The sequence below is a fragment of the Streptomyces sp. NPDC008079 genome (assembly GCF_042957385.1).
GTDB lineage: Bacteria > Actinomycetota > Actinomycetes > Streptomycetales > Streptomycetaceae > Actinacidiphila.
Genome location: NZ_JBIBIC010000020.1, coordinates 1 through 20,424, shown reverse-complemented (window position 1 = coordinate 20,424; position 20,424 = coordinate 1). Strand labels below are relative to the sequence as shown.

At 72.1% G+C, this 20,424-nt stretch carries 17 protein-coding genes and 1 riboswitch; of the genes, 6 read left to right on the top strand and 11 right to left on the bottom strand.

The window, feature by feature from the left end:
- Positions 1–7: 7 nt before the first annotated feature.
- The 5 genes from ACFZAM_RS30640 to ACFZAM_RS30620 all read right to left on the bottom strand — a co-directional run bounded on the left by ACFZAM_RS30640 (position 8) and on the right by ACFZAM_RS30620 (position 5,302).
- Positions 8–1,300: a bifunctional 3,4-dihydroxy-2-butanone-4-phosphate synthase/GTP cyclohydrolase II gene (locus ACFZAM_RS30640; protein ID WP_391050610.1), complete on the bottom strand. Its 1,293-nt coding sequence runs from the start codon at positions 1,298–1,300 to the stop codon at positions 8–10.
- A complete protein-coding gene (locus tag ACFZAM_RS30635) occupies positions 1,297–1,989 on the bottom strand; it encodes a nicotinamide riboside transporter PnuC (protein WP_188279813.1) in 693 nt (230 codons plus the stop codon). Before ACFZAM_RS30635 ends, ACFZAM_RS30640 begins: the two co-directional genes overlap by 4 nt.
- Complete coding sequence (locus ACFZAM_RS30630) at positions 1,986–2,618, bottom strand: riboflavin synthase (RefSeq protein WP_355347085.1); 633 nt, start codon at positions 2,616–2,618, stop codon at positions 1,986–1,988. Before ACFZAM_RS30630 ends, ACFZAM_RS30635 begins: the two co-directional genes overlap by 4 nt.
- Before the next feature lies 1 nt (position 2,619).
- A complete protein-coding gene (gene ribD / locus ACFZAM_RS30625) occupies positions 2,620–3,747 on the bottom strand; it encodes a bifunctional diaminohydroxyphosphoribosylaminopyrimidine deaminase/5-amino-6-(5-phosphoribosylamino)uracil reductase RibD (RefSeq protein ID WP_391050607.1) in 1,128 nt (375 codons plus the stop codon).
- Positions 3,748–3,896: 149 nt separating this feature from the next.
- Positions 3,897–4,027, bottom strand: a riboswitch (FMN riboswitch).
- 69 nt (positions 4,028–4,096) lie between these two features.
- On the bottom strand, positions 4,097–5,302 hold the full coding sequence (locus ACFZAM_RS30620; RefSeq protein ID WP_355347079.1) for an ROK family transcriptional regulator: 1,206 nt from the start codon (positions 5,300–5,302) through the stop codon (positions 4,097–4,099).
- Positions 5,303–5,486: 184 nt separating this feature from the next.
- On the opposite strand from ACFZAM_RS30620, the gene ACFZAM_RS30615 reads away from it, so the two are divergent.
- On the top strand, positions 5,487–6,716 hold the full coding sequence (locus ACFZAM_RS30615; RefSeq protein ID WP_391050604.1) for an MFS transporter: 1,230 nt from the start codon (positions 5,487–5,489) through the stop codon (positions 6,714–6,716).
- 378 nt (positions 6,717–7,094) lie between these two features.
- On the opposite strand, the gene ACFZAM_RS30610 is transcribed toward ACFZAM_RS30615, so the two are convergent.
- Positions 7,095–7,937, bottom strand: a complete 843-nt coding sequence (locus ACFZAM_RS30610; protein ID WP_391050603.1) for a helix-turn-helix domain-containing protein — start codon at positions 7,935–7,937, stop codon at positions 7,095–7,097.
- Between the two features lie 153 nt (positions 7,938–8,090).
- Between ACFZAM_RS30610 and ACFZAM_RS30605 the strand changes: the two genes are divergently transcribed.
- Both ACFZAM_RS30605 and ACFZAM_RS30600 read left to right on the top strand, forming a co-directional pair.
- A complete protein-coding gene (locus tag ACFZAM_RS30605) occupies positions 8,091–8,954 on the top strand; it encodes an NAD-dependent epimerase/dehydratase family protein (protein ID WP_391050601.1) in 864 nt (287 codons plus the stop codon).
- 128 nt (positions 8,955–9,082) lie between these two features.
- On the top strand, positions 9,083–9,757 hold the full coding sequence (locus ACFZAM_RS30600; protein WP_355347067.1) for a DUF5995 family protein: 675 nt from the start codon (positions 9,083–9,085) through the stop codon (positions 9,755–9,757).
- 16 nt (positions 9,758–9,773) lie between these two features.
- Here ACFZAM_RS30600 and ACFZAM_RS30595 read toward each other — a convergent pair whose 3' ends face one another.
- The 5 genes from ACFZAM_RS30595 to ACFZAM_RS30575 all read right to left on the bottom strand — a co-directional run bounded on the left by ACFZAM_RS30595 (position 9,774) and on the right by ACFZAM_RS30575 (position 15,876).
- Positions 9,774–11,486, bottom strand: coding sequence for an FAD-dependent oxidoreductase (locus ACFZAM_RS30595; RefSeq protein ID WP_391050599.1), 1,713 nt, complete (start codon positions 11,484–11,486; stop codon positions 9,774–9,776).
- A gap of 78 nt (positions 11,487–11,564) precedes the next feature.
- A complete protein-coding gene (locus ACFZAM_RS30590; RefSeq protein ID WP_391050597.1) occupies positions 11,565–12,365 on the bottom strand; it encodes a nitrilase-related carbon-nitrogen hydrolase in 801 nt (266 codons plus the stop codon).
- 294 nt (positions 12,366–12,659) lie between these two features.
- Complete coding sequence (locus ACFZAM_RS30585; RefSeq protein WP_391050595.1) at positions 12,660–13,676, bottom strand: DUF2382 domain-containing protein; 1,017 nt, start codon at positions 13,674–13,676, stop codon at positions 12,660–12,662.
- A gap of 132 nt (positions 13,677–13,808) precedes the next feature.
- Positions 13,809–14,267, bottom strand: coding sequence for an Lrp/AsnC family transcriptional regulator (locus ACFZAM_RS30580; protein ID WP_355347055.1), 459 nt, complete (start codon positions 14,265–14,267; stop codon positions 13,809–13,811).
- A gap of 169 nt (positions 14,268–14,436) precedes the next feature.
- Positions 14,437–15,876, bottom strand: coding sequence for a GuaB1 family IMP dehydrogenase-related protein (locus tag ACFZAM_RS30575; protein ID WP_391050593.1), 1,440 nt, complete (start codon positions 15,874–15,876; stop codon positions 14,437–14,439).
- Between the two features lie 362 nt (positions 15,877–16,238).
- Here ACFZAM_RS30575 and ACFZAM_RS30570 point away from each other — a divergent pair, with 362 nt between their 5' ends.
- The 3 genes from ACFZAM_RS30570 (at position 16,239) to ACFZAM_RS30560 (ending at position 19,976) form a co-directional block, all read left to right on the top strand.
- Positions 16,239–17,150 (top strand): MurR/RpiR family transcriptional regulator, encoded by a 912-nt coding sequence (locus ACFZAM_RS30570; RefSeq protein ID WP_355347049.1) that lies wholly within the window; start codon positions 16,239–16,241, stop codon positions 17,148–17,150.
- 309 nt (positions 17,151–17,459) lie between these two features.
- Positions 17,460–18,860, top strand: coding sequence for a hypothetical protein (locus tag ACFZAM_RS30565; protein WP_391050590.1), 1,401 nt, complete (start codon positions 17,460–17,462; stop codon positions 18,858–18,860).
- 210 nt (positions 18,861–19,070) lie between these two features.
- Positions 19,071–19,976, top strand: a complete 906-nt coding sequence (locus ACFZAM_RS30560) for a neutral zinc metallopeptidase (protein WP_391050588.1) — start codon at positions 19,071–19,073, stop codon at positions 19,974–19,976.
- Positions 19,977–20,424 lie beyond the last annotated feature (448 nt).

Genomic DNA, 20,424 nt, shown 5'->3' with positions numbered 1-20,424 from the left:
GGCCGGGCTACTGGTTGGCGCAGGTGGTGCTCTGGCCCGCGTCGAGCCACGGCAGGTCGTGACCCATCCGGTCCCGCTTGGTCCGCAGATAGCGCAGATTGTGCTCCCCGGCGGCGACCGGCATGGGTTCCCTGCCGAGGACGTCGAGGCCGTGCCGGACCAACGCGCCGGTCTTGGCGGGGTTGTTGGTCATCAGCCGCAGCGAGCCGACCCCGAGGTCGGTGAGGATCTGCGCGGCGGCGCCGTAGTCGCGGGCGTCGGCGGGCAGGCCGAGTTCGAGGTTGGCGTCCAGGGTGTCCCGGCCGCGCTCCTGGAGTTCGTACGCGCGCAGCTTGGACATCAGGCCGATGCCCCGGCCCTCGTGGCCGCGCAGGTACAGCACCACGCCCCGGCCCTCCTCGGCGACCTTGTGCAGCGCGGTCTGGAGCTGCGGGCCGCAGTCGCAGCGCTGCGAGCCGAAGACGTCACCGGTCAGGCACTCGGAGTGCACCCGGACCAGGACGTCGGTGCCGTCGCCGATGTCGCCCGCGACCAGCGCGATGTGCTCGACGCCGTCGGTGGTGGAGCGGTAGCCGAAGGCACGGAAGTCGCCGAAGGCGGTGGGCAGCGTCGTCTCGGCCTCGCGGCGGACGGTGGGCTCCGACGAGCGGCGGTACGCGATCAGGTCCTCGATGGAGATGATCGACAGGCCGTGCTTGCGGGCGAAGGGCACCAGTTCGGGCAGCCGGGCCATCGTGCCGTCCTCGCGGGCGATCTCCACGATGGCGGCGGCCGGGTGCAGTCCGGCGAGCCGGGCCAGGTCCACGCCCGCCTCGGTGTGGCCGTTGCGGACCAGGACGCCGCCGGGCCTGGCGCGCAGCGGGAAGACGTGTCCCGGCCGGACGAAGTCGGTGGCCCGCGAGGCGGGGTCGGCCAGCAGCCGTATCGTGGCGGCCCGGTCGGCGGCCGAGATGCCGGTGGTGACGCCGTGCTCGGCGCTCGCGTCGACCGTGACGGTGAAGGCGGTGCGCATCGACTCGGTGTTGGCGTCGACCATCTGCGGCAGGTCGAGCCGGTCGAGGTCGGGGGCCTCCAGCGGTACGCAGATCAGCCCGCGGCACTCGGTCATCATGAAGGCGACGATCTCGGGCGTGACCTTCTGCGCGGCCACGACGAGGTCGCCCTCGTTCTCCCGGTCCTCGTCGTCCACCACCACGACCGGGCGGCCCGCGGCGATGTCGGCGATGGCCTGTTCGACCGGGTCGAGCACCAGGTCACCGTCCTCGTACCAGTCGTTGTGCAGTGCGGTCACGGCGTTCATGCCGTCACTCCCTCCGGAACGGTGTTCTGCGAGGTGGAGTCGGAAGCGGCTGCGTCGGAAGCGGTGGTGGCCGCGGCGGCCCTGGTCTGCTGCCACCAGGCGTACATCCCGACGATCACCAGGAAGAAGTAGATGATGTAGACCAGACCCGAGAACGGCAGGCCGCTGTGGAAGTTGAGCGGTACGCCGACGGCGTCGACCGCGAGCCAGGCGAACCAGAACTCGACCCAGCCGCGGGCCTGGGCGACCATCGCCGCCAGCGTCCCGACGAAGATGTACGCGTCGGGCCACGGGTTCCAGGACAGCGACGGGTAGGCGAGGAAGAGCGAGGCGACGGCCACGGTGCCGAGCCCGGTGGCGACGACGAGCACCGCGCGCTCGCGCCAGGTGGCGAAGCGGACCGCGAGCCGTCCGCTGCCGTCCCGGCCGCGCCGCCACTGGTACCAGCCCCACACGGCGACGGTGATCACCACGAACTGCTTGCCGACGCCGCCGCCGAGGTGCGCGGCCCAGAAGGCGGCCACCAGCACGGCACCGGAGAGCAGTTGGACCGGCCAGGTGAGCATCGCGCGCCGCCAGCCCAGCGCCAGCGCGCCGAGACCGAGCAGATTGCCGATCATGTCCGACCACATCACGTGCTGGTCGAAGGCGGTGAACGCCTCGCTGTTCAGCCAGTGCAGGGCGCTCACTTCACGGCCTCCGGTTCCGGATCCTGCCCGGTGACGGCCGCGCGCTCGCCCAGCATCCGCTCGACGTACTTGGCGATGACGTCCACTTCGAGGTTGACCGGGTCGCCGGGCTGCTTGAGGCCGAGCGTGGTCAGCGCGAGGGTGGTCGGGATGAGGCTGACGGTGAAGAAGTCGGCGCCCGCCTCCACCACGGTCAGGCTGATGCCGTCGACGGTGATGGAGCCCTTCTCGACCACATAGCGGGACAGGTCGTCGGGGAGCGAGATCTTGACGATCTCCCAGTGCTCGGCGGGCTTGCGCTCGACGACCTCGCCGGTGCCGTCCACATGGCCCTGGACGAGGTGGCCGCCGAGCCGCCCGCCCAGTGCCATCGGACGCTCCAGGTTGACCCGCGAGCCGGGGCCGAGCGCGCCGAGGCTGGAGCGGTTCAGCGTCTCGGCCATCACGTCGGCGGTGAAGTCGTCCTCGCCGAAGTCGACCACGGTCAGGCAGACGCCGTTGACGGCGATGGAGTCGCCGTGTTTGGCGCCTTCGGTCACGACGGGTCCGCGGACCCGGAAGCGGCTGGCGTCGCCCAGGTCCTCGACGCCGGTGATCTCACCCAGTTCTTCGACGATTCCGGTGAACACTTCAGCGCTCCTGAGGAGAGTGGGAGGAGTGGGACACGGCCGGTACGGCCGTGACGCGCACATCGGGCCCGAGGCGGGCGACATCGGTCACGTCGAGCCGCAACGTCTGCGCGATGGTGGTGATTCCTGCGTCGCCGAGCGCGTTGGGCCCGGCGCCGAGCAGCGCGGGGGCCAGGTACGCGGTGACCGCGTCGACGGCTCCGGCGGCGACGAACGCCCCGGCCAGCGTGGGCCCGCCCTCCAGCAGTACCGAGCGCACCCCGCGCGTGTGCAGTGCGGCCAGGAGCGCGGCCACGTCGACGCCGCCGCCCTCCGTACCGTCCTCGGTCCTGGCGTAGGGCAGGCGTACGGTGTCGACGCCCGGCAGGTGGGAGGTGTCGGCGTCCTCGCCGACGGCGATGAGCGTCGGCGCCACGTCGTCCAGCACGCGGGCGTCGGCGGTGGTACGGGCCCGGGTGTCGACCACGACGCGCAGCGGCTGGGTCACCCCGTCGATACCGCGTACAGCCAGATGGGGGTCGTCGGCCCGCAGGGTGCCGGAGCCGACCACGACGGCGTCGGACTCCGCGCGCAGCCGGTGCACGTCGGCGCGGGACTCGGCGGAGCTGATCCAGCGGCTCGAACCGTCGGCCGCGGCGATCCGGCCGTCGAGGGTGGCGGCGTACTTCCAGCACACGTACGGGCGGCCGAGGCGGACCGAGGTGAGCCAGGCGACGTTGACCGCCTCCGCCTCGTCCCGCAGGAGTCCGCTCTCGACCTCGACGCCCGCCGCGCGCAGGGTGGCGGCGCCGCCGGAGGCCGACGGGTTGGGGTCGGCGACCGCGTAGACCACGCGGACGATCCCGGCCTCGATGAGCGCCTGGGCGCAGGGGCCGGTACGGCCGGTGTGGTTACAGGGTTCGAGCGTGACCAGGGCGGTGCCGCCCCTGGCCCGCTCACCGGCCGCGAACAGCGCGTGCACTTCCGCGTGCGGGCCGCCGGCCCGCTGGTGCCAGCCCTCGCCGACCCGGGCGCCCTCGGCGTCGAGGATCACGCAGCCGACGACCGGGTTGGGGGCGGTGTCTCCGAGCGCGCGGGCCGACAGCGCGACAGCGCGTCGCATCGCGTCGGTTTCCGTGGCGGTGGCCACCGGGTCCTCCTGCCTCTTCGGGCACGGACTCCGGGGCGTTGGGATGCTGAGCGGGGAAACCGAACCATCGCGTACGCCGGTGACGGCCGCGGACCGCTCGCGCTGTGCGCGCGGGGCCGCTGACGGCGGCGTACCCGAGTGAACGCCCGCCGCGCACTGCCTCCCATCCGGACTTTCACCGTCGGTCCAGGAATTTCACCTGGTCAACCGGCCGCTGGCTGCGGACGGGTCGCGGACTGTAACCGCCGGTTCGGAATTACACCGACCCCGGAGTGCGCAAACGTCACTGGTACGGCACCAGTGTGCCACGCACACCCCCGCGGCCTCCAGGGCGTCCGTGTGCCCTGCCTCACACCGCGGGGGCGAACAGCTCCTCCTGGGCCGCGTCGGTGGCGGTGACCACGGCCCCGCGCAGGACGGCGCCGCCGTGCACGGCGCTGGCCCGTACGACGGTCGGCAGCGGCGAGATGCGTCCGAGGCACTCGGCGACGCGTTCGGCCAGGGCGGCCCCTCCGGCCTGGGCGACCTCACCGGCGAGGACGACCCGTCCGGGGTCGAGCACGGCGCAGATGGCGGCGGCCCCGACGGCGATCCGCGTGGACAGCTCGGCGAGGAAGCCTTCGGTGGCGGCGCCTCCGGCGAGCGCGGCGGTGACGGCCGCCGCGGCCCCCTCGGCCTCGTCGGCGCCGCCGACGGGGATTCCGTGCTCGCGGGCGAGCGCGCAGACGGCGCGGCTGCCGACCAGCCCGTGGTAACCGTTGTCACAGTCGGTGGCGGTCGGCAGTTCGGGGGTGCCGAGCAGCGGGAGGAAGCCGACCTCGCCGGCTCCGCCCGACGCGCCGCGGCGCAGTTTGCCGTCGAGGACGACGGCGGCGCCGACTCCCCCGCCGATCCAGAGCAGGACGAAGGTGTCGTCGTTCCGCGCGGCGCCCACGCGCTGTTCCGCGACGGCGGCGAGGTTGACCTCGTTCTCCAGCAGCACGGGCACGCCGAGCCGGGAGCGGATCTCGTCGACCAGGTCCGCGTGCCAGGAGCGCAGCGCGTTGGCGGCGCGCAGCCGCCCGGTCTCCGGGTCGACGAGGCCGGGCGCGCCGCAGGCGACGGTGTGGAGTTCGGTGGCGCCCGCGGTGCGGATGGCGCGGCGCAGCAGGGCCACGCCCTCGGCCACGGTCCCGGCCGGGTCGGCCCCGTCCGGCACGTGCAGGTCGGCGCGGGCGACGGTGCGGCCGAGGAGGTCGGCGATCTCCACGCCGATGCTCTCGACGCGGATGTCGAGTCCGGCGACGTACGCCCGGTCGGCGACGATGCCGTACACCCGCGCGTTGGGCCCGCGTCTGTCCTCGCCCGCCTCGCCGACCACCTCGATCAGTCCGGAGTCCTGGAGCCGCTCGACGAGGTCGGCGACGCTCGGCCGGGACATTCCGGTGAGTTCCTTCAACTGCCCCGCGGTGAGCGGGCCTTCCTGCTGGAGGAGGCGCAGGGCGAGGCGGTCGTTGATGGCGCGGGCGGTGCGCGGTGACGCGTTGCGGCCCGGAAGCGCGCGGGTGACGGTCATGCGGGGATCCTTCCAGACCGGGCCGGTGGGCCCGTACGCCGTACGGCTTCCCGGAGCGGGTGCCCGACGGGAGCGCGGACTGATCGAGCCCGTGAACCCGTAGAGCCGTCGGCCCGGCAACCCGGTCTCCTGGCAGCCGATGACCCCTTAACTTTCAGGGAGCCTTCCTGATAGTTTACGCCGCATGAAAACCGCCGCCGCCGACGACAAGACGGCTCCGTCCCGGATCCGCCGGGCCCATATGGCCATCGCCATCGCGTTCGCCGTCCACGGCGCGGCGAGCGGCACCTTCGCCACCCGTATCCCGTGGATCAAGGACCATCTGTCCCTGAGCCCCGGCGCTCTCGGTCTGGCGCTGGCCTGTCCCGCGATCGGCTCGTCGCTGATGATGCCGCTGGCGGGGCGGCTGATGCACCGCCTCGGCTCCCGTACCGCGCTGCGCGTCCTGCTCGGGATGTGGACGGCCGTACTGGCGCTGCCCGCGGTCATGCCGGGCCTGCCGTGGCTGTGCCTGGCACTGCTCGCCTTCGGGGCCAGCGCGGGCATGGCGGATGTCGTCATGAACGCGATCGGCATCGAGGTGGAGCACCGCAAGGGCAAGTCGATCATGTCGGGGCTGCACGGCATGTGGAGCGTCGGCACGCTGGTGGGCGCGGCGATCGGCGTGCCCGCGGCGCACGCGGGGCTCGACGGCAGGATCCATCTGGGCGCGATGGCCGCGGCGCTGCTGGTGACGAGTTACCTGATCTGCGCCGGGGTGCCCGACATCCGGCCGGACGCGGAGGAGGCCGCGCCGCCGCGCTTCGCCCTGCCGCCGCGCACGGCGCTCGTGATCGGGGCGATCGGCTTCTGCGGGGTGTTCGCGGAGGGCGGCAGCTCCGACTGGTGCGCGGTCTACCTGCGCGATGTCGCCGGGGCCTCACCCGGCATCGCGGCGGTCGCGTACACCGCGTTCTCCTGCACGATGGCGGTCACCCGGCTCTTCGGCGACTTCGCGGTACGGCGGCTGGGCGCGGTACGGACACTGCGGTCGGGCGGGGTGCTCGCCACCCTCGGCGGTCTGCTGGTGGTGCTCTCGCACTCGCCGCTGCCCGCCATCGCGGGCTTCGCGCTGCTCGGCATCGGGATATCCGTGGTCGTGCCGCTGTGCTTCGCCGCCGCCGGGCGCAGCGGCCCCAATCCGAGCCAGGCCATCGCGGGCGTCGCCACCGTCACGTACACCTCGGGCCTGGTCGCCCCGGCCGCGATCGGCGGTATCGCCGGGGCCACCTCGCTGACGGTCTCCTTCACGCTGGTCACCGTCCTCACTCTCGGCCTGGTGGTGGGCGCGGGCGTCGTCCGCCCGGCCGCGGGCAAAACGGTCACCGGCTCCTCCCCCGCGCCCGCGCCGGGGGTCGCCGCCGCGGCCGACTGATCCGGTACGGGGACGGCCGGGCGAAGCCGTACGGTCCCGCTCGGCCCTCCCCTTACGGCGAACACCTCGGCGGGGCACTCGGCACGCGGGGTGGCGGCACGGTCCGGAACGTCCGGGAAGCCCCTGGGAATCCCGGGGAATCGAAGGTCCGGCGGGCACGCACGGGGGATTCGTGCCCGCCGGACCGTGTCTTCACGTTAGCGGCCCTTCACTCACTGTTGGGCATACCCGGGGGCAAATCATGCCGCGGGAATACGCCATGGCACAGGCGCGCCTCCATACCCCTTACGTAGGCACCATCGCCCGTACGTACGAAGGGAGTTGGGCCGTGACAGTCACATTCCGCGGCGCGCCGGGGACGACGGTCCGGGGACCGTTTCAGCCGACGGCCAGGTCCTGGAGGCCGACCACCTTGAGCAGCCGCAGCCGCTCGTACGCGGCGCTGCCGGGGCGCGCGGTGTAGACGATCAGCCGCTGGTCGTGCTCGGGGCTGAGCAGCACCTCGCAGTCCAACTCCAGCTCCCCGACGACCGGATGGCGGAAGCGCTTGGTGTCCGAGCGGCGCACCGCGACCTCGTGGTCGTCCCACATCCGGGCGAACTGCGGGCTCTGCGCCCGCAGTTCGGTGACGAGCGCGGCCGGGCGCGGGTCGTCGGGGCGGGCCGCGAGCACGGCGCGCAGATTCGCCACATGGTGACGGGCCAGCGTCTCGTGGTCCTCCTCGGGGAACAGCGCGCGGGCGGAGGGGTCGGTGAACATCCGCCGTACGACATTGCGCAGCGCGGGCGGCCGCGCCGACACGTCGCCGAGCAGGGCCGCGGCCATCGCGTTCTGCGCGAGGACGTCGCCGAAGTCGCTCACCACCTGCGCGGGCGTGTCGTGCAGCCGGTCGAGGACCAGCAGCAGCCCCGGCCTGACGTGCCCGCTGCCGCCCGCCTCGCGCGGCGGCTCCTCCCCCGACAGGTGGAACAGGTGGTCCCGCTCGTCCGCGGTCAGCCGCAGCGCGCGGGCCAGTGCGGTGAGCATCTGGCGCGAGGGGCGCGGTCCGCGGGACTGTTCGAGCCGCGTGTAGTAATCCGCCGACATCCCGGCGAGCTGGGCGACCTCCTCGCGGCGCAGCCCCGGCGTACGGCGCCTGACCCCCTCGGCCAGGCCCACGTCGGCGGGGGCGAGGCGGGTGCGGCAGCGGCGCAGGAAGTCGGCGAGCTCGGGTCGGTTCACCCTTCCAGCATGCGTCCGCGCGGCGCGGCTATCCAGGGAGTGCCACTCCCCGGATAGAGAGGTCTCTGCCGCCCGCGCTCCGGGCCGCGCAGGGTGGGAGACAGCGGCGGAACACCGGGTCCCGCCGCAGGTCCGCACCACGAGGAGCACCCCATGAAGATCCTGGTCACCGGCGCGACGGGACAGGTCGGACGCCGGTTCGTACCCCGCCTGCTGCAACGGGCGGGGACCGCCGACACCGTACGCGTCCTGGTACGCGACGAGGCGCGCGCCGAGCCCTTCACCCGGCTCGGCGCGGAGGCGGTGGTCGGCGAGCTGCGTGACGCCGACGACGTCCGCGAGGCCGTGTCGGGCGCCGACGCCGTGCTCAACATCGCCGCCGCCTTCCGCGGTGTCCCCGACGAGGAGGCGTGGGCCGTCAACCGCGACGCCGCGCTCGACCTCGGCCGCGCCGCCGCCGACGCGGGCGTGGGCCGTTTCGTGCAGGTCAGCACCACCTTGGTGTACGGCGCGGGCCGTGGCCGACCGGCCGTCGAGGACGACGAGACGCTGCCCGGCGCCTCCCTGTGGGGCGCCTATCCCGCCGCCAAGCGCGAGGCCGAGGTCGGGCTGCTCGCCCTCGGCCGCGACAGCGGGGTCGACGTGCGCGTCGGGCGGCTCTCCTTCGTCTACGGCGAGGGCGATCCGCACCTGCCGCAGGCGCTGCGGTGGGCCCAGGACTGGCCCGCCCACCGCCGGATGTCCATGGTCCACCACGCCGATGTCGCCCAGGGCCTCCTGCGCGTCCTGTACGCCCCCGGTGTGGCCGGGCGGATCTACAACATCACCGACGACGCGCCGGTCACCGCCCTCGACATCCACTGGATCAACGGGGCCGAGGTGCCTGCCGGTATGGCCGACCGCCCCCTCGCCGACCCCTGGGAGGGCATCTCCTCCCCCCTCCGCATCCACCACGAGCTGGGCTTCCGCCCCCTCCACCCCACCGTCTGGTCCGCCGCGGCGGCGGGCGCCCTCTAAGCGGCGCGTCCGGCGCCGCACCCGCACAGGCGCGCCCGCCGGCGAACTCTGATCCGCACGGGTGGTGCGGGCGGTGAAACCGGTCGCGCCGCGGGCGCGGGGGTGGAGCGGGCCGGGAGGGTGGGGGGATGCGGACGACGGACGAGGATGTCGCCTCGGTGGTGGGGCGGATGCGGCGGGTGGGGGGCCGCCGCGACGGACTGGGCGTGTTCAACGCCGTGTACGTGGAGGTGACACGCGCGGTGGGGCGGCAGTTGGCCGCGAACGGTTTCGAGGACGCCGAGACGGCGGCCCGGTTGGCGGTGCGGTTCGCGAACCGCTACCTCAAGGCCGTCGAGGACGACGCCGGGGGAAGGCAAGCGCCGGCGTCCTGGCGGCCCCTGCTCCGTATGCGCGCCCACCGCGACATCCACCCGCTCCAGTTCGCGCTGGCGGGCGTCAACGCCCATGTCGGCCACGACCTTCCCCTGGCGGTGGTCGACACCTGCCGCGCCACCGGCTGTGAACCCCCCGCCCTGGCCGCCGACTTCGACCGCGTCGGCGAGATCCTGACCGCCGTCGAGGAGCGCGTGCGCGAAGAGCTGATGCCCGGCCCCGACCTGCTCGAACTCGCCGATCCGCTGACCCACGTCGTGGGTTCGTGGAGCCTGGACCGGGCGCGGGACGCGGCCTGGGCGGCGGCCCGGCTGCTGTGGGCGCTGCGCGACAGGCCGGACGCGTACGAGGAGTGCGTGCGCCGCCTGGACGCGGGCGTCGGCCTGATCGGCCGCTGCCTGCTCACGCCGGTGGGCCGTCGCAGCTGACGTACCGGTCCGGTACTTAGTCCTCCGGCAGCAGCACCGGTGCGATCTCGTCGTAGCGGTCGCCGGGACCGGGATTCAGCGGGTCGGTCGCGCCGCCGAGGTGCCGCATGACACCCCACACCGCGTTGAGCGCGGTCTGCACGGCGCCCTCGGCCCAGCCCGCGGTCCAGGAGATGTCGTCGCCCGCGAGGAAGATGCCGCGCTTGTCGGCGGGCAGCCGGTCCTGCATGAAGTGGGTGAACAGCCGCCGCTGGTACCGGTAGTGGCCGGGCAGGTTGGCCTTGAACGCGCCCATGAAGTACGGCTCGTTCTCCCAGGAGACCGTCACCGGATTGCCGATGATGTGCCTCCTGATGTCGACGCCCGGGTAGATCTCGCCGAGCGACTTCAGCATGACCTCCATGCGCTCGTGGGCGCTGAGCGGCAGCCACTTGAGGCTGTCGTCGCACCAGGTGTACGACAGGCAGATCGCGGCGGGCCGGTCGGGTCCGTCGTCCAGCAGGTACGTGCCGCGGGTCATCCGGTCGGTGAGCGTCATCGACATCAGGTCGCGGCCGGTCCGCGGGTCCTTGTCCAGCCAGAACGGCCGGTCCACCGGCACGAAGAGCTTGCTGGACTCCATGTAGTGGGTGCGCTCCATCGCCGTCCAGTGGTCGATCGGGAAGAGCGAGTCGTCGCAGGCGATCTTGGACAGCAGCAGCCAGCTCTGCGCGGTGAAGACGGCGGCGCGGTACGTACGGATGTCCCCCGACGCGTCGGTGACGGTGATCCGGTTGCCCGCGGTGCGGTGCAGCCCGGTCACGGCCGGGCGCGGCCGGCCGTCGCGGGCGGCGTGCAGCGAGCGCAGCGAGGTGCCCTTCGGCCAGTGCACGGTCTTGTCGGGCTCGCGTTCCCACAGTCGCAGCGGGAGCTGCTGCGAGCCGCCGACGATCCCGCGGTGGTCGTCGTCCGCGCCGGTGTAGACGACCCGCAGGATCTCCAGGATCGAGTTGGGGAAGTCGGTGTCCCAGCCGCCGGTGCCGAAGCCGACCTGCCCGAAGATCTCCCGGTGCCGGAAGGACGCGAAGGCCGGGGAGTCGCACAGGAAGCCGTAGAAGGTCTGGTTGTCCAGCTTCTCGACCAGCGCCGACCAGATCTCCCGGATCACGGGGATGTCCCGCTCGCGCAGGGCCCGTTGCATCGCGGAGAAGTCGGCGCCGTCCTCCAGGCACGCGTTCCAGGCGTGCATCACCTGGTGGTAGACCTCGGGAAGGTCGTCCACCGAGGTGGCGTAGTGCGACTCGCCCTTGAGGTCCACGACGGTCGAAGGCGTGCCGGGCGCCAGCGGGTTGGGGAACGGCTTGGTCTCCAGGCCCACCAGGTCCACGTAGTGCTGGAAGGCGGTGGACGAGGGCGGGAAGCGCATGGCGCCCAACTCCGCGGTGAGGCCGGGGTCGCAGCCGTCGAAGCCGACCGTGCGCAGCCGCCCGCCGATCTGGTCCGCCTCGTAGACGACGGGCTTGAGGCCCATCTTCATCAGTTCGTACGCGGTGACGATGCCGGACAGGCCGCCGCCGATCACCGCGACCTCCGTGCCGTGCTCGGTGGGCGGCACCGCGCCGAGGCCCGCCGGGTGCGCCAGGAAGTCGTCGTAGGCGTAGGGGAAGTCAGGACCGAACATGGTGACGGGCGGCTGCTCCTGGGCTTCGGCGTGCTGCTCGTCGTGGACCGCGGTGGGCACGGACGTCATGGGGCGGCTCTCCTGGCTGAACTGGCGTGCGGGAAAAGGGGGGTTACGGGCGCTCGCGGGGCACTCCGGCGCGCGGGCTCAGCCGAGCGCGCGGTACAACTCCGGGCGGCGGTCGGCCAGATACGGCGTCTCCGCGCGGGCGGCGTCGATCAGCGCCGGGTCCACATCGGCGAAGACCAGTTCCTCGCCGGTCCCGGCCCGCGCGCGCACCGCGCCGTCCGGTCCGACGAGGCAGCTCAGCCCCGCGAAGTGGTAATCGCCCTCGGCCCCGCAGCGGTTGGCGTACGCCAGGTGCAGCTGGCTCTCGTACGCGCGGGCCGGGACGAGGGTGTGCGGCACGAATTCGTACGGCCGCATCAACGCGGTCGGCACGACGAGGAGTTGGGTGCCGCCGAGCGCGTGCACCCGTACCGCCTCGGGGAATTCCACGTCGTAGCAGATCAGCAGCCCGATCCGTACGCCGTCGACGTCGGCCTGTACGACGGGTGTGTCACCGGCGGTGAAGGCGGACCGCTCGAAGTCCCCGAACAGGTGCGTCTTGCGGTAGTTGGCGAGCGGGGCGCCGTCCGGGCCGATCAGCCGCGCCGCGTTGTGCACGGCCGTACCGTCCCGCTCGGGGTAGCCGTAGACGATGGCGATCCCGTACCGGGCGGCGATCTCCGCCACCCGCCGCGCCGACGGTCCGTCGGCCTCCTCGGCCAGCGCCGCGAGGCGGTCGCCGACCGCGTAGCCGGTCAGCGACAGCTCGGCCGTCACCAGCAGCCGCGCTCCCCCCGCGGCGGCCCGTCGAGCCGCCTCCTCGAACCCGGCGAGCGCCGCGTCCACCGACTCGGGTACGCCGCCCGGCCCCTGATACAGCGCAGCGCGCAACGGTGCCATGAGTCTCTTTCGCCTGTTCAGAGGGGGTGTACGGGACTCCTTCGACAGTACGGTTCCGTGCGCGGCGGCGGCAAGACGCGATCATTGCGGCTGCTGCCGCTGTTCGTTGCGTCTTGTCCGGCACTACCGGCGATTCGTTGCGCCGGGTCGCCGCTGAGGGGCTCGCGCGGCGCGAGCTGAGGGGCTCGCGGGGCGCGTCCTGGGGGCACGGAAGCGGGCCCCCACCCCGGGATTCAGGGGTGGGGGCCCGCTCGCGTGGTGCGGTGAGGCCGTTCGACCGGCCGTCAGGTCGGTTCAGCTACCGAAGCGGCGGTCCTTGCGGCCCTGCTCACCCTCGTAGCCGCTGGTCTCCTCGGTGGTCGCGGGACTCGTGTCGGTCTCGATCCGCTCCTTGCGGACCCGGCCGTGCACGGTCTTCTGCTCGACGTGCTCGTCGACGCGCATGCGGACGCGCTCCTTCGGCACGACCTCGGTCTCGATGATCGCCTTGTCCTCGTGGAGGGTGACGACCTGTTCGGCCTCGCTGATGTCGCCCGTACGGCCCGCGGCGGTCTTCGGGTCGATGGGCTCACGGACGAGGTGGACCTCTTCGTGCCGGATCGGCACCGTCTGCTCGACTTCCTCGACGTCCACGACCTTGTGGAGCCGCGCCTGGCCGATGGTCTCCCGCTCGACCCGGACGTGCATCTCCTCCTCGGAGCGGATCATGGTCTCGCTCTCGGGGTCGAGACCGTCCGCGGCGAGGCGCTGCGGTGCGCCCGAGGCCACGGCGGGCGTGTCCTTGCCGGTGGAGGCGACCGGTGCGCCCGCGCGGGCCGCGGCGGTCTTGTCAGTGCTCGGCGCTCCGGTGTCCGCGGTCCGCGCGTGACGGCCCGCGGCGGTGCCCGCGGCCACTCCGGCGGCACCGGCCGTACCGGCGGCGGCTCCGGCCTTCGCGTCACCGGTCCCGGCGCCCTGCCCGTTCGCGGCGCGGCCCACGGACCCGCCGGACCTGGCTTCCATGCCGTAGTAGCGGTAGAGGTTCTGCTCCTCCGACGCCGAGAGGTGTCCGCCCGAGTCCACGTCCACATTGGGCGCGCCCTTGACCTGGTCCTTCTCGTACGGAACCTCAAGATGGTCCTCGACCAGGCGGGCGGCACGCGTCGGCACGAATGTCTCGTTGTTGCCGAAGAAACCGGTCTTCACCGCGACCCACTCGACTTCGCCCGTGGCGTCGTCCAGGTACAGGTGGGCGGCTTCGCCGATCTTCTTCCCCTGAGCGTCATGCACCGCATGGCCCATGACCTTGGGAATCTGCTCACGCGTGATCATGTCGCCTCCTTCGTGCTGCCGGGGCCGATCTGGCCTCAGTACCCGTTGTACCCCGATCGGGTGACTTCAGCCACAATTCGCATGATTTGCGACATTACCCAACTTATGCCTCGGCAGGCGCACTCCGCGCTCTCACTCCGGGGCGCCTCCGCCGTAGCGGCGCAGCAGCGGGGAGAGGATCAGCACGGATTTGGTGCGGGTCACGAACGGCTCCCCCGCGATCTTCTCCAGCACCTGCTCGAAGTGCCGTACGTCGGAGGCGAAGACCTGGACCACGGCGTCCGCCTCACCAGTGACGGTGGAGGCGGACGCGACTTCCGGGTAGCGGGCCAGGCCGCGCCTGATGTCGCCGGGCGAGGTGTTGTGGCGGCAGTACAGCTCCACCAGCGCCTCGGTCTGCCAGCCGAGCGCGGCGGGGTCGACCCGTACGGTGAAACCGGTGATCGCGCCCGCCGCCAGCAGCCGGTCCACCCGGCGTTTGACGGCGGGCGCCGACAGGCCCACTTGGGCGCCGATGTCCGCGTAGGACCGCCGGGCGTCCTCGGCCAGGGCGTGCACGATGCGTTCGTCGAGATCGTTGAGCGGCTTCACAGCTCGCAGGATAGAGACATCTCCGACGACTCGGGACCAAGGCCCCCTGGCGACACCGGGACGGGTACCGGCGAACGCACCGGTACCGGCGCGGCCACGGGCACCGCCGAAGGCACCGGTACCGGCGCGGCCACGGGCACCGGCGAAGGCACCGGCGCCCGACCCCGCGTCAGTTCCAGCTCGCGTGCAGCGGCTTGCCCTCCGCGTAGCCCGCCGCGCTCTGGATGCCGACGATCGCCTTCTCCGCGAACTCGTCGAGCGAGGCGGCCCCGGCGTACGTGCAGGAGCTGCGTACCCCGGCGATGACCGAGTCGATCAGGTCCTCGACGCCCGGCCGGGCCGGGTCGAGGAACATCCGCGAGGTGGAGATGCCCTCCTCGAACAGCGCCTTGCGCGCCCGGTCGTACGCCGACTCCTCGCTCGTACGGTTGCGGACCGCGCGCGCCGAGGCCATGCCGAAGGACTCCTTGTACAGCCGCCCGTCGGCGGCCTGCTGGAGGTCGCCCGGCGACTCGTACGTACCGGCGAACCAGGAGCCGATCATCACGTTGGACGCGCCCGCCGCCAGCGCCATGGCGACATCGCGCGGGTGCCGGACGCCGCCGTCGGCCCAGACGTGCTTGCCGTGCTTGCGCGCCTCCGCGGCGCACTCCATGACGGCGGAGAACTGCGGGCGGCCGACGCCGGTCATCATGCGGGTGGTGCACATGGCGCCGGGTCCGACGCCGACCTTGATGATGTCGGCGCCCGCCTCGATCAGGTCGCGGACGCCCTCGGCGGCCACGATGTTTCCCGCCACGATCGGCACCCGCGGGTCGAGCGCGCGCACGGCGCGTACTGCCGCGAGCATCGACTCCTGGTGGCCGTGCGCGGTGTCGACGACCAGGGTGTCGACCCCGGCGTCCAGGAGCTGCTTGGCCTTGCCCGCCACGTCGCCGTTGATGCCCACGGCCGCGGCGATCCGCAGCCGCCCGTTCGCGTCGACGGCGGGCTCGTACAGCGTGGCGCGCAGCGCGGCCTTGCGGGTCAGGATGCCGACGAGCAGGCCCTCGGCGTCCACGGCGGGCGCCAGCTTGCGGTGCGCGTCCTCCAGCCGGTTGAACGCCTCGCGCGGGTCGATGTCCGCGTCGAGCAGCAGCAGGTCCCTGGACATGACCTCGGAGAGCTGCGTGAAGCGGTCCACGCCGCTGAGGTCGGACTCGGTGACGACGCCGACCGGCCGCCCGTCCTCGACCACCACGCCCGCGCCGTGCGCCCGCTTGGGCAGCAGGGACAGCGCGTCGGCGACGGTCTGGGAGGGGGCGAGCGTGATCGGGGTGTCCAGCACCAGATGGCGCTGCTTGACGTAGGCCACGACATCGGCGACGACGTCGTGGGGGATGTCCTGCGGGATGACGACGAGGCCGCCGCGCCTGGCCACGGTCTCGGCCATCCGGCGGCCCGCGATGGCCGTCATATTGGCCACGACCAGGGGGATGGTGGTGCCCGTCCCGTCAGGGGACCTGAGGTCCACGCCCTGGCGGGAACCGACCGCGCTGCGGCTCGGCACCATGAAGACGTCGTCGTACGTCAGGTCGTACGGCGGCCGAATATCGTTGAGGAATTTCACGCTGTTGCTCCCACCTGCGGCTTTGCCTTGCAGGCGAGCCGAAGTCAGCACGGAACCAGCACGGTGGCACTGGTCAGTACCTCGTCCATCACACGCTTCAGCTTGTCGTCCGAGCCCGGGGTCAGGTGACCATAGATGTCCGCGGTTATCTGAATTGTAGAGCGCCCCGACCAGCGGGAGACCTCCAGGAGGGACACCCCGTCGGGGCCGCCGCGCAGGGGCCTGCCGGAGGAGGTCCGCAGCGTACCGGAGCAACCAGGCTGAATCTTTCAGTCTGCGTGGTCGATGCACGATGAATGACATAATCGCATGGCATCATGGCCTTTCGGACGGCCGGCAGGTGTGAGCGATCGGGGACCCGTATGGAGGCCAAGGGCTACGGCCACGCGGGAGCGCGCATTGATGTCACAGCGCTGATCCGAGCCGAGCTGCCGCACCTGACGGGCTCACTGCGGAAAGTGGCCGAGCTGGTGCTCGCCGACCCCAACTCCGTGATCGGCTGCTCGGCCGCCGAGCTGGGGCGGCGCACCGGCACGTCCCAGCCGACGGTGACGCGGTTCTGCCGTGCGGTGGGCCTGGAGTCGTACCAGCATCTGCTGATCGAACTGGTCCGTGAGAGCGCGCGCGGCGACGAGCCCGCCTGGGGCACCTCGGAGATCGGGCCGGACATCTCCCCCGACGACGACTTGCGGCGGGTGGTCACCGTCGTCGGCCAGGCAGATCTCGGCGCGGTGCAGCGGACGTTGGACACCATCGACCTGGCGTCGCTTGAGCGCGCGGCCCAGGCGGTCGCCCGAGCGCGGCGGATCGACGTGTACGGCGTCGGCGGCAGCGGCGCGGTGGCGGTGGAGACCGAGCTGCGGCTCTTCGGGATCGGATGCGCGGTGCGCGGGTGGAACGAAGTGCACGCCGCCACGACGTCGGCGGCCCTGCTCACCCCGGCCGATGTCGCCATCGGCATCTCTCACTCCGGATCGACCCGGGAGACGATCGAGCCGTTCGAACTCGCCCGCGCGCGGGGCGCCACCACAGTGGCGATCACCGCCGACCACAGGTCACCGTTGGCGCGGGCCGCTGAGGTCCGGCTGATCTCCGCAACCGCCGAGACCTCCTTCCGCGCCGGCAGCATCGGAGCCCGGCACTCGGTGCTGGTGCTGATCGACTGCTTGTACGTGCGCGTGGCGCAGCTGTCGTACGGCCGGGCCAGCGCGTCCATGGCGCTCACCGGGCACATCCCGGGCGACCACATGGTGAAGGGGCGCCGCGGGCGCTGAGTTTCAGCGCGCTGAGTTCAGTGCGCCCGAGTTTCAGTGCGCCGAGTTCAGTGCGCCGAGTCCGTCTGCCGATACCGGGGCGCGGGCGCGGCGGTGCACGCCGCATCCTGCATGATTCATTCATCATTTCTGCGCATCGTGGTTGATTGAACCACCACCGTCTGCCAGCATGTGTGCGTCCGCCACGGTCGCCGGTGCACCGATGGGACCTTCAGCCCCCTCCCCGCTCCCGCGTTCCAACGATCGGAGTAGGCCATGCCAGAACAGAACTCCTCAATCTCCAGCGCTTCACAGCCGATGCACCGCCGGATGCTGCTACAGGCCGCGGGCCTGGGCGCCGGCGTCCTGGCCGCGGGCGGACTGGCCGCCAACCGGGCGGCGGCCGCACCGGGGCCCGGCGACCCGACCGCCGGGGCGCTGAGTTCGGTGGATTCCGGAGACGGCACGCACGCCGCCGACGCGGCGGACTCTTCCGCCGCGAGCGTGGACCTTCCGCTCACCGGAGGGCCGGACTTCCCGATCGGGCTGTTCTGGCCGCCGCACCCGTACGAGACCACGCTCGACCGCTACCAGGAGATCAAGGACGCCGGGTTCACCTTCCTGATCACCGGCAACTACCAATTCGATCCGCAAAGCGGCGGCTACGCCTTGCAGATGGCCGACCAGGTGGGCCTGAAAGTGCTGATCTCGGGCGACCCCCGGATCCAGGCGATCGCGCAGTACCTGTCGGTCACCGATGACCGGAGCGTGCCGTCCTCGCTCACCACCGCTGACGCGACGTCATGGGTGCGTGCGGCACTGGCCAGTTATGCGAACCACCCCTCGCTCGCCGGGTTCAACGTCTTCGACGAACCGGCCCAGTCCAGATTCCCCACGGTCGGGGCGCTCACCGGCATCGTGCGTGACGTCGCACCGGGGCTGCTGCCGTACTCCAACCTCGTGCCGGGTAACGGCCCGGGCTACGCGGCCTTCGTGCAGGCGTACATCGACACCGTCAAGCCGCCGCTGATCTCGTTCGACCGGTACCCGATCCTCACCGACGGCATAGACCTCAACTACTTCGACAACTGGGCGATCTACCGCGAGGCGTCGCTGAAGTCCGGGCTGCCGGCGTGGACGTTCATCCAGTCGGTCGGCTACAACAACCACCGGGTGCCCACCGCCTCGCAGTTGGCCTGGCAGACCAACATCAGCCTGGCGTACGGCTGCAAGGGCATCCAGTACTTCACCTACTGGACGCCGGACCCCGCCCGTGGCGAGGGTTTCACCAAGGCGCTGATCACCGCCGACGGCAAGCAGACCCCGCTGTACGGCGCGGCGCGCAGGCTGAACCGCACCTGGCTCCAGCCGGTCGGCCGCCAACTCAAGCCGCTCCGCTCGGAGTCGGTCCAACACGCCAACGACGACCCGCTGCCGCCGAGCGCGGTGGCCTTCACCCCGGGCGATCACCTGACCTCGGCCACCGGGGACGCCGCCGTCATCGGTCTCTTCAGGAACACGCAGGACGACGGCACCCGCTACCTGCTCGTGGCCAACCGGAACCCCGACGCCCCCGCCTCGGTGCGGCTCGGCGTCAACCAGGCGCACGTCGGAAGCGTGGCGACCTTCGAGCCGGCCACCGGCCGCTACCGCGGAGCGGCCCAGCACGGCACGCTGAAGGTCCACCTCAAGGCGGGCGCGGCGGCGCTCTACCGCCTGTCGCCGCGCTGAGTCCGGAGGCTGAGCGACACTGGGCGGCCCCGGCCCGCCCGGTCGACTCTCCTGGGTCGGTGATCCAGGTGGCTGTTCGCCGGGAGGGCTTCCTGCGGACGGCGACCCCTCGGAACACGGTCCGGGCACAACCAGATGAGGTCTGTTCGGCTGGGTAGACGCCCCCGGTGAGACACGGCGTACCGGCGTGTTGTGAGGGAGAGTCAGCTGATGCAGTTCGACGACGATGCCGCCCTGGACACCTCCGAGGTGCAGGACAACCGAGGCGGCACACGGGGCGGGATTCCCGGTGGCGGAAAGACCGTGGGCGGTGGGGTGGTAGGGCTGCTGGTCGTGATCGCCTCTGTGGTGTTCGGGGTGGACCCGGGTCTGCTCAGCTCGGGCGGCACCTCTGACAGCGCCGCGCGATCCGGCGGCTCCCAGGGCGTCGCGCCCGGCGATCTCGCGGCGAACTGCCGGACCGGGGCGGACGCCAACAAGAAGGACGACTGCCGGATCGTGGCCGTGGTCGACAGCGTCCAGGCATTCTGGAAGCAGACGGAGACAGCCGCAGGAAAGTCCTACACCCAGGCGCCGACCCTGCTGTTCACCGACAGGGTCAACACCGGCTGCGGGGAGGCGACGTCGGAGGTGGGCCCCTTCTACTGCTCCGCCGACGACAAGGTCTACCTCGACCTCGGGTTCTTCGACGAGCTCACAGGCAAGTTCGGTGCCAAGGGAGGCCCGTTCGCCGAGGCATACGTCATCGCGCACGAATACGGACACCACATTCAGGACCTCAGCGGCACCATCTCGCGCGGCAGCGGCCAGGGCGAGAACAGCGGCTCGGTGAAACTCGAACTCCAAGCCGACTGCTACGCCGGAGTGTGGGCCCACCACGCCACGACAACCCCGGACCCCGCGAGCGGAAAGCCGCTGATCACCGACCTGACGCGGGCCGACATCACTGTGGGCCTGGACGCGGCGGCCGCTGTCGGCGACGACCGTATCCAGCAGAAGTACCAGGGCAAGGTCACGCCGGACACCTGGACCCACGGCTCGTCGGCGCAGCGCCAGCAGTGGTTCACCAAGGGCTACACCTCCGGAGCCGTCTCGGCCTGCGACACCTTCGCCTGAGAGGTCAGCTCGTCCGGCCCCGTCCGCGGTGAGCGCGGACGGGACATGCCGAACACCCGATACCGCGCGCGGACAACGCCGTGCGCGGCGCGGAATGAGCGCCGCGTTCCTGAACGCTGAATGTCAATGATGTCAATGCCGCTGAATGCCACTGCCCCTGAATGCCAGTGCCGGGGTCGCCCCGGCCCGGTCGCGGGCACTGGAGCGCTGCCCGCTGGAGGTGGAACCGCTGGTGATGCGGGCGGCGCCCCAGCATTGTCATCCTGTCCCGGAATATCCGGTGCACCCGCCATCGGAGAATGTTGTCGCAATACGACTGAGCGGTGGGCGCCCCCCCCGGGGGGGGCCCCCCGCCCGGGGCGGGGGGAGGGGGGGGGGTCCCCCCGGGGCCCCACGCCCCCCCGCCCCCCCCCAAAGGGGGGGCGCCCACCCAAACCAACCCCCCCAC

Excerpts from the sequence above, each read along its gene's own strand:
- ACFZAM_RS30640 (WP_391050610.1), bottom strand. The coding sequence starts at position 1,300 with ATGAACGCCGTGACCGCACTGCACAACGACTGGTACGAGGACGGTGAC.
- ACFZAM_RS30620 (WP_355347079.1), bottom strand. The coding sequence starts at position 5,302 with ATGACCGTCACCCGCGCGCTTCCGGGCCGCAACGCGTCACCGCGCACC.
- ACFZAM_RS30615 (WP_391050604.1), top strand. The coding sequence starts at position 5,487 with ATGAAAACCGCCGCCGCCGACGACAAGACGGCTCCGTCCCGGATCCGC.
- ACFZAM_RS30605 (WP_391050601.1), top strand. The coding sequence starts at position 8,091 with ATGAAGATCCTGGTCACCGGCGCGACGGGACAGGTCGGACGCCGGTTC.
- ACFZAM_RS30600 (WP_355347067.1), top strand. The coding sequence starts at position 9,083 with ATGCGGACGACGGACGAGGATGTCGCCTCGGTGGTGGGGCGGATGCGG.
- ACFZAM_RS30595 (WP_391050599.1), bottom strand. The coding sequence starts at position 11,486 with ATGACGTCCGTGCCCACCGCGGTCCACGACGAGCAGCACGCCGAAGCC.
- ACFZAM_RS30590 (WP_391050597.1), bottom strand. The coding sequence starts at position 12,365 with ATGGCACCGTTGCGCGCTGCGCTGTATCAGGGGCCGGGCGGCGTACCC.
- ACFZAM_RS30585 (WP_391050595.1), bottom strand. The coding sequence starts at position 13,676 with ATGATCACGCGTGAGCAGATTCCCAAGGTCATGGGCCATGCGGTGCAT.
- ACFZAM_RS30570 (WP_355347049.1), top strand. The coding sequence starts at position 16,239 with ATGGAGGCCAAGGGCTACGGCCACGCGGGAGCGCGCATTGATGTCACA.
- ACFZAM_RS30565 (WP_391050590.1), top strand. The coding sequence starts at position 17,460 with ATGCTGCTACAGGCCGCGGGCCTGGGCGCCGGCGTCCTGGCCGCGGGC.
- ACFZAM_RS30560 (WP_391050588.1), top strand. The coding sequence starts at position 19,071 with ATGCAGTTCGACGACGATGCCGCCCTGGACACCTCCGAGGTGCAGGAC.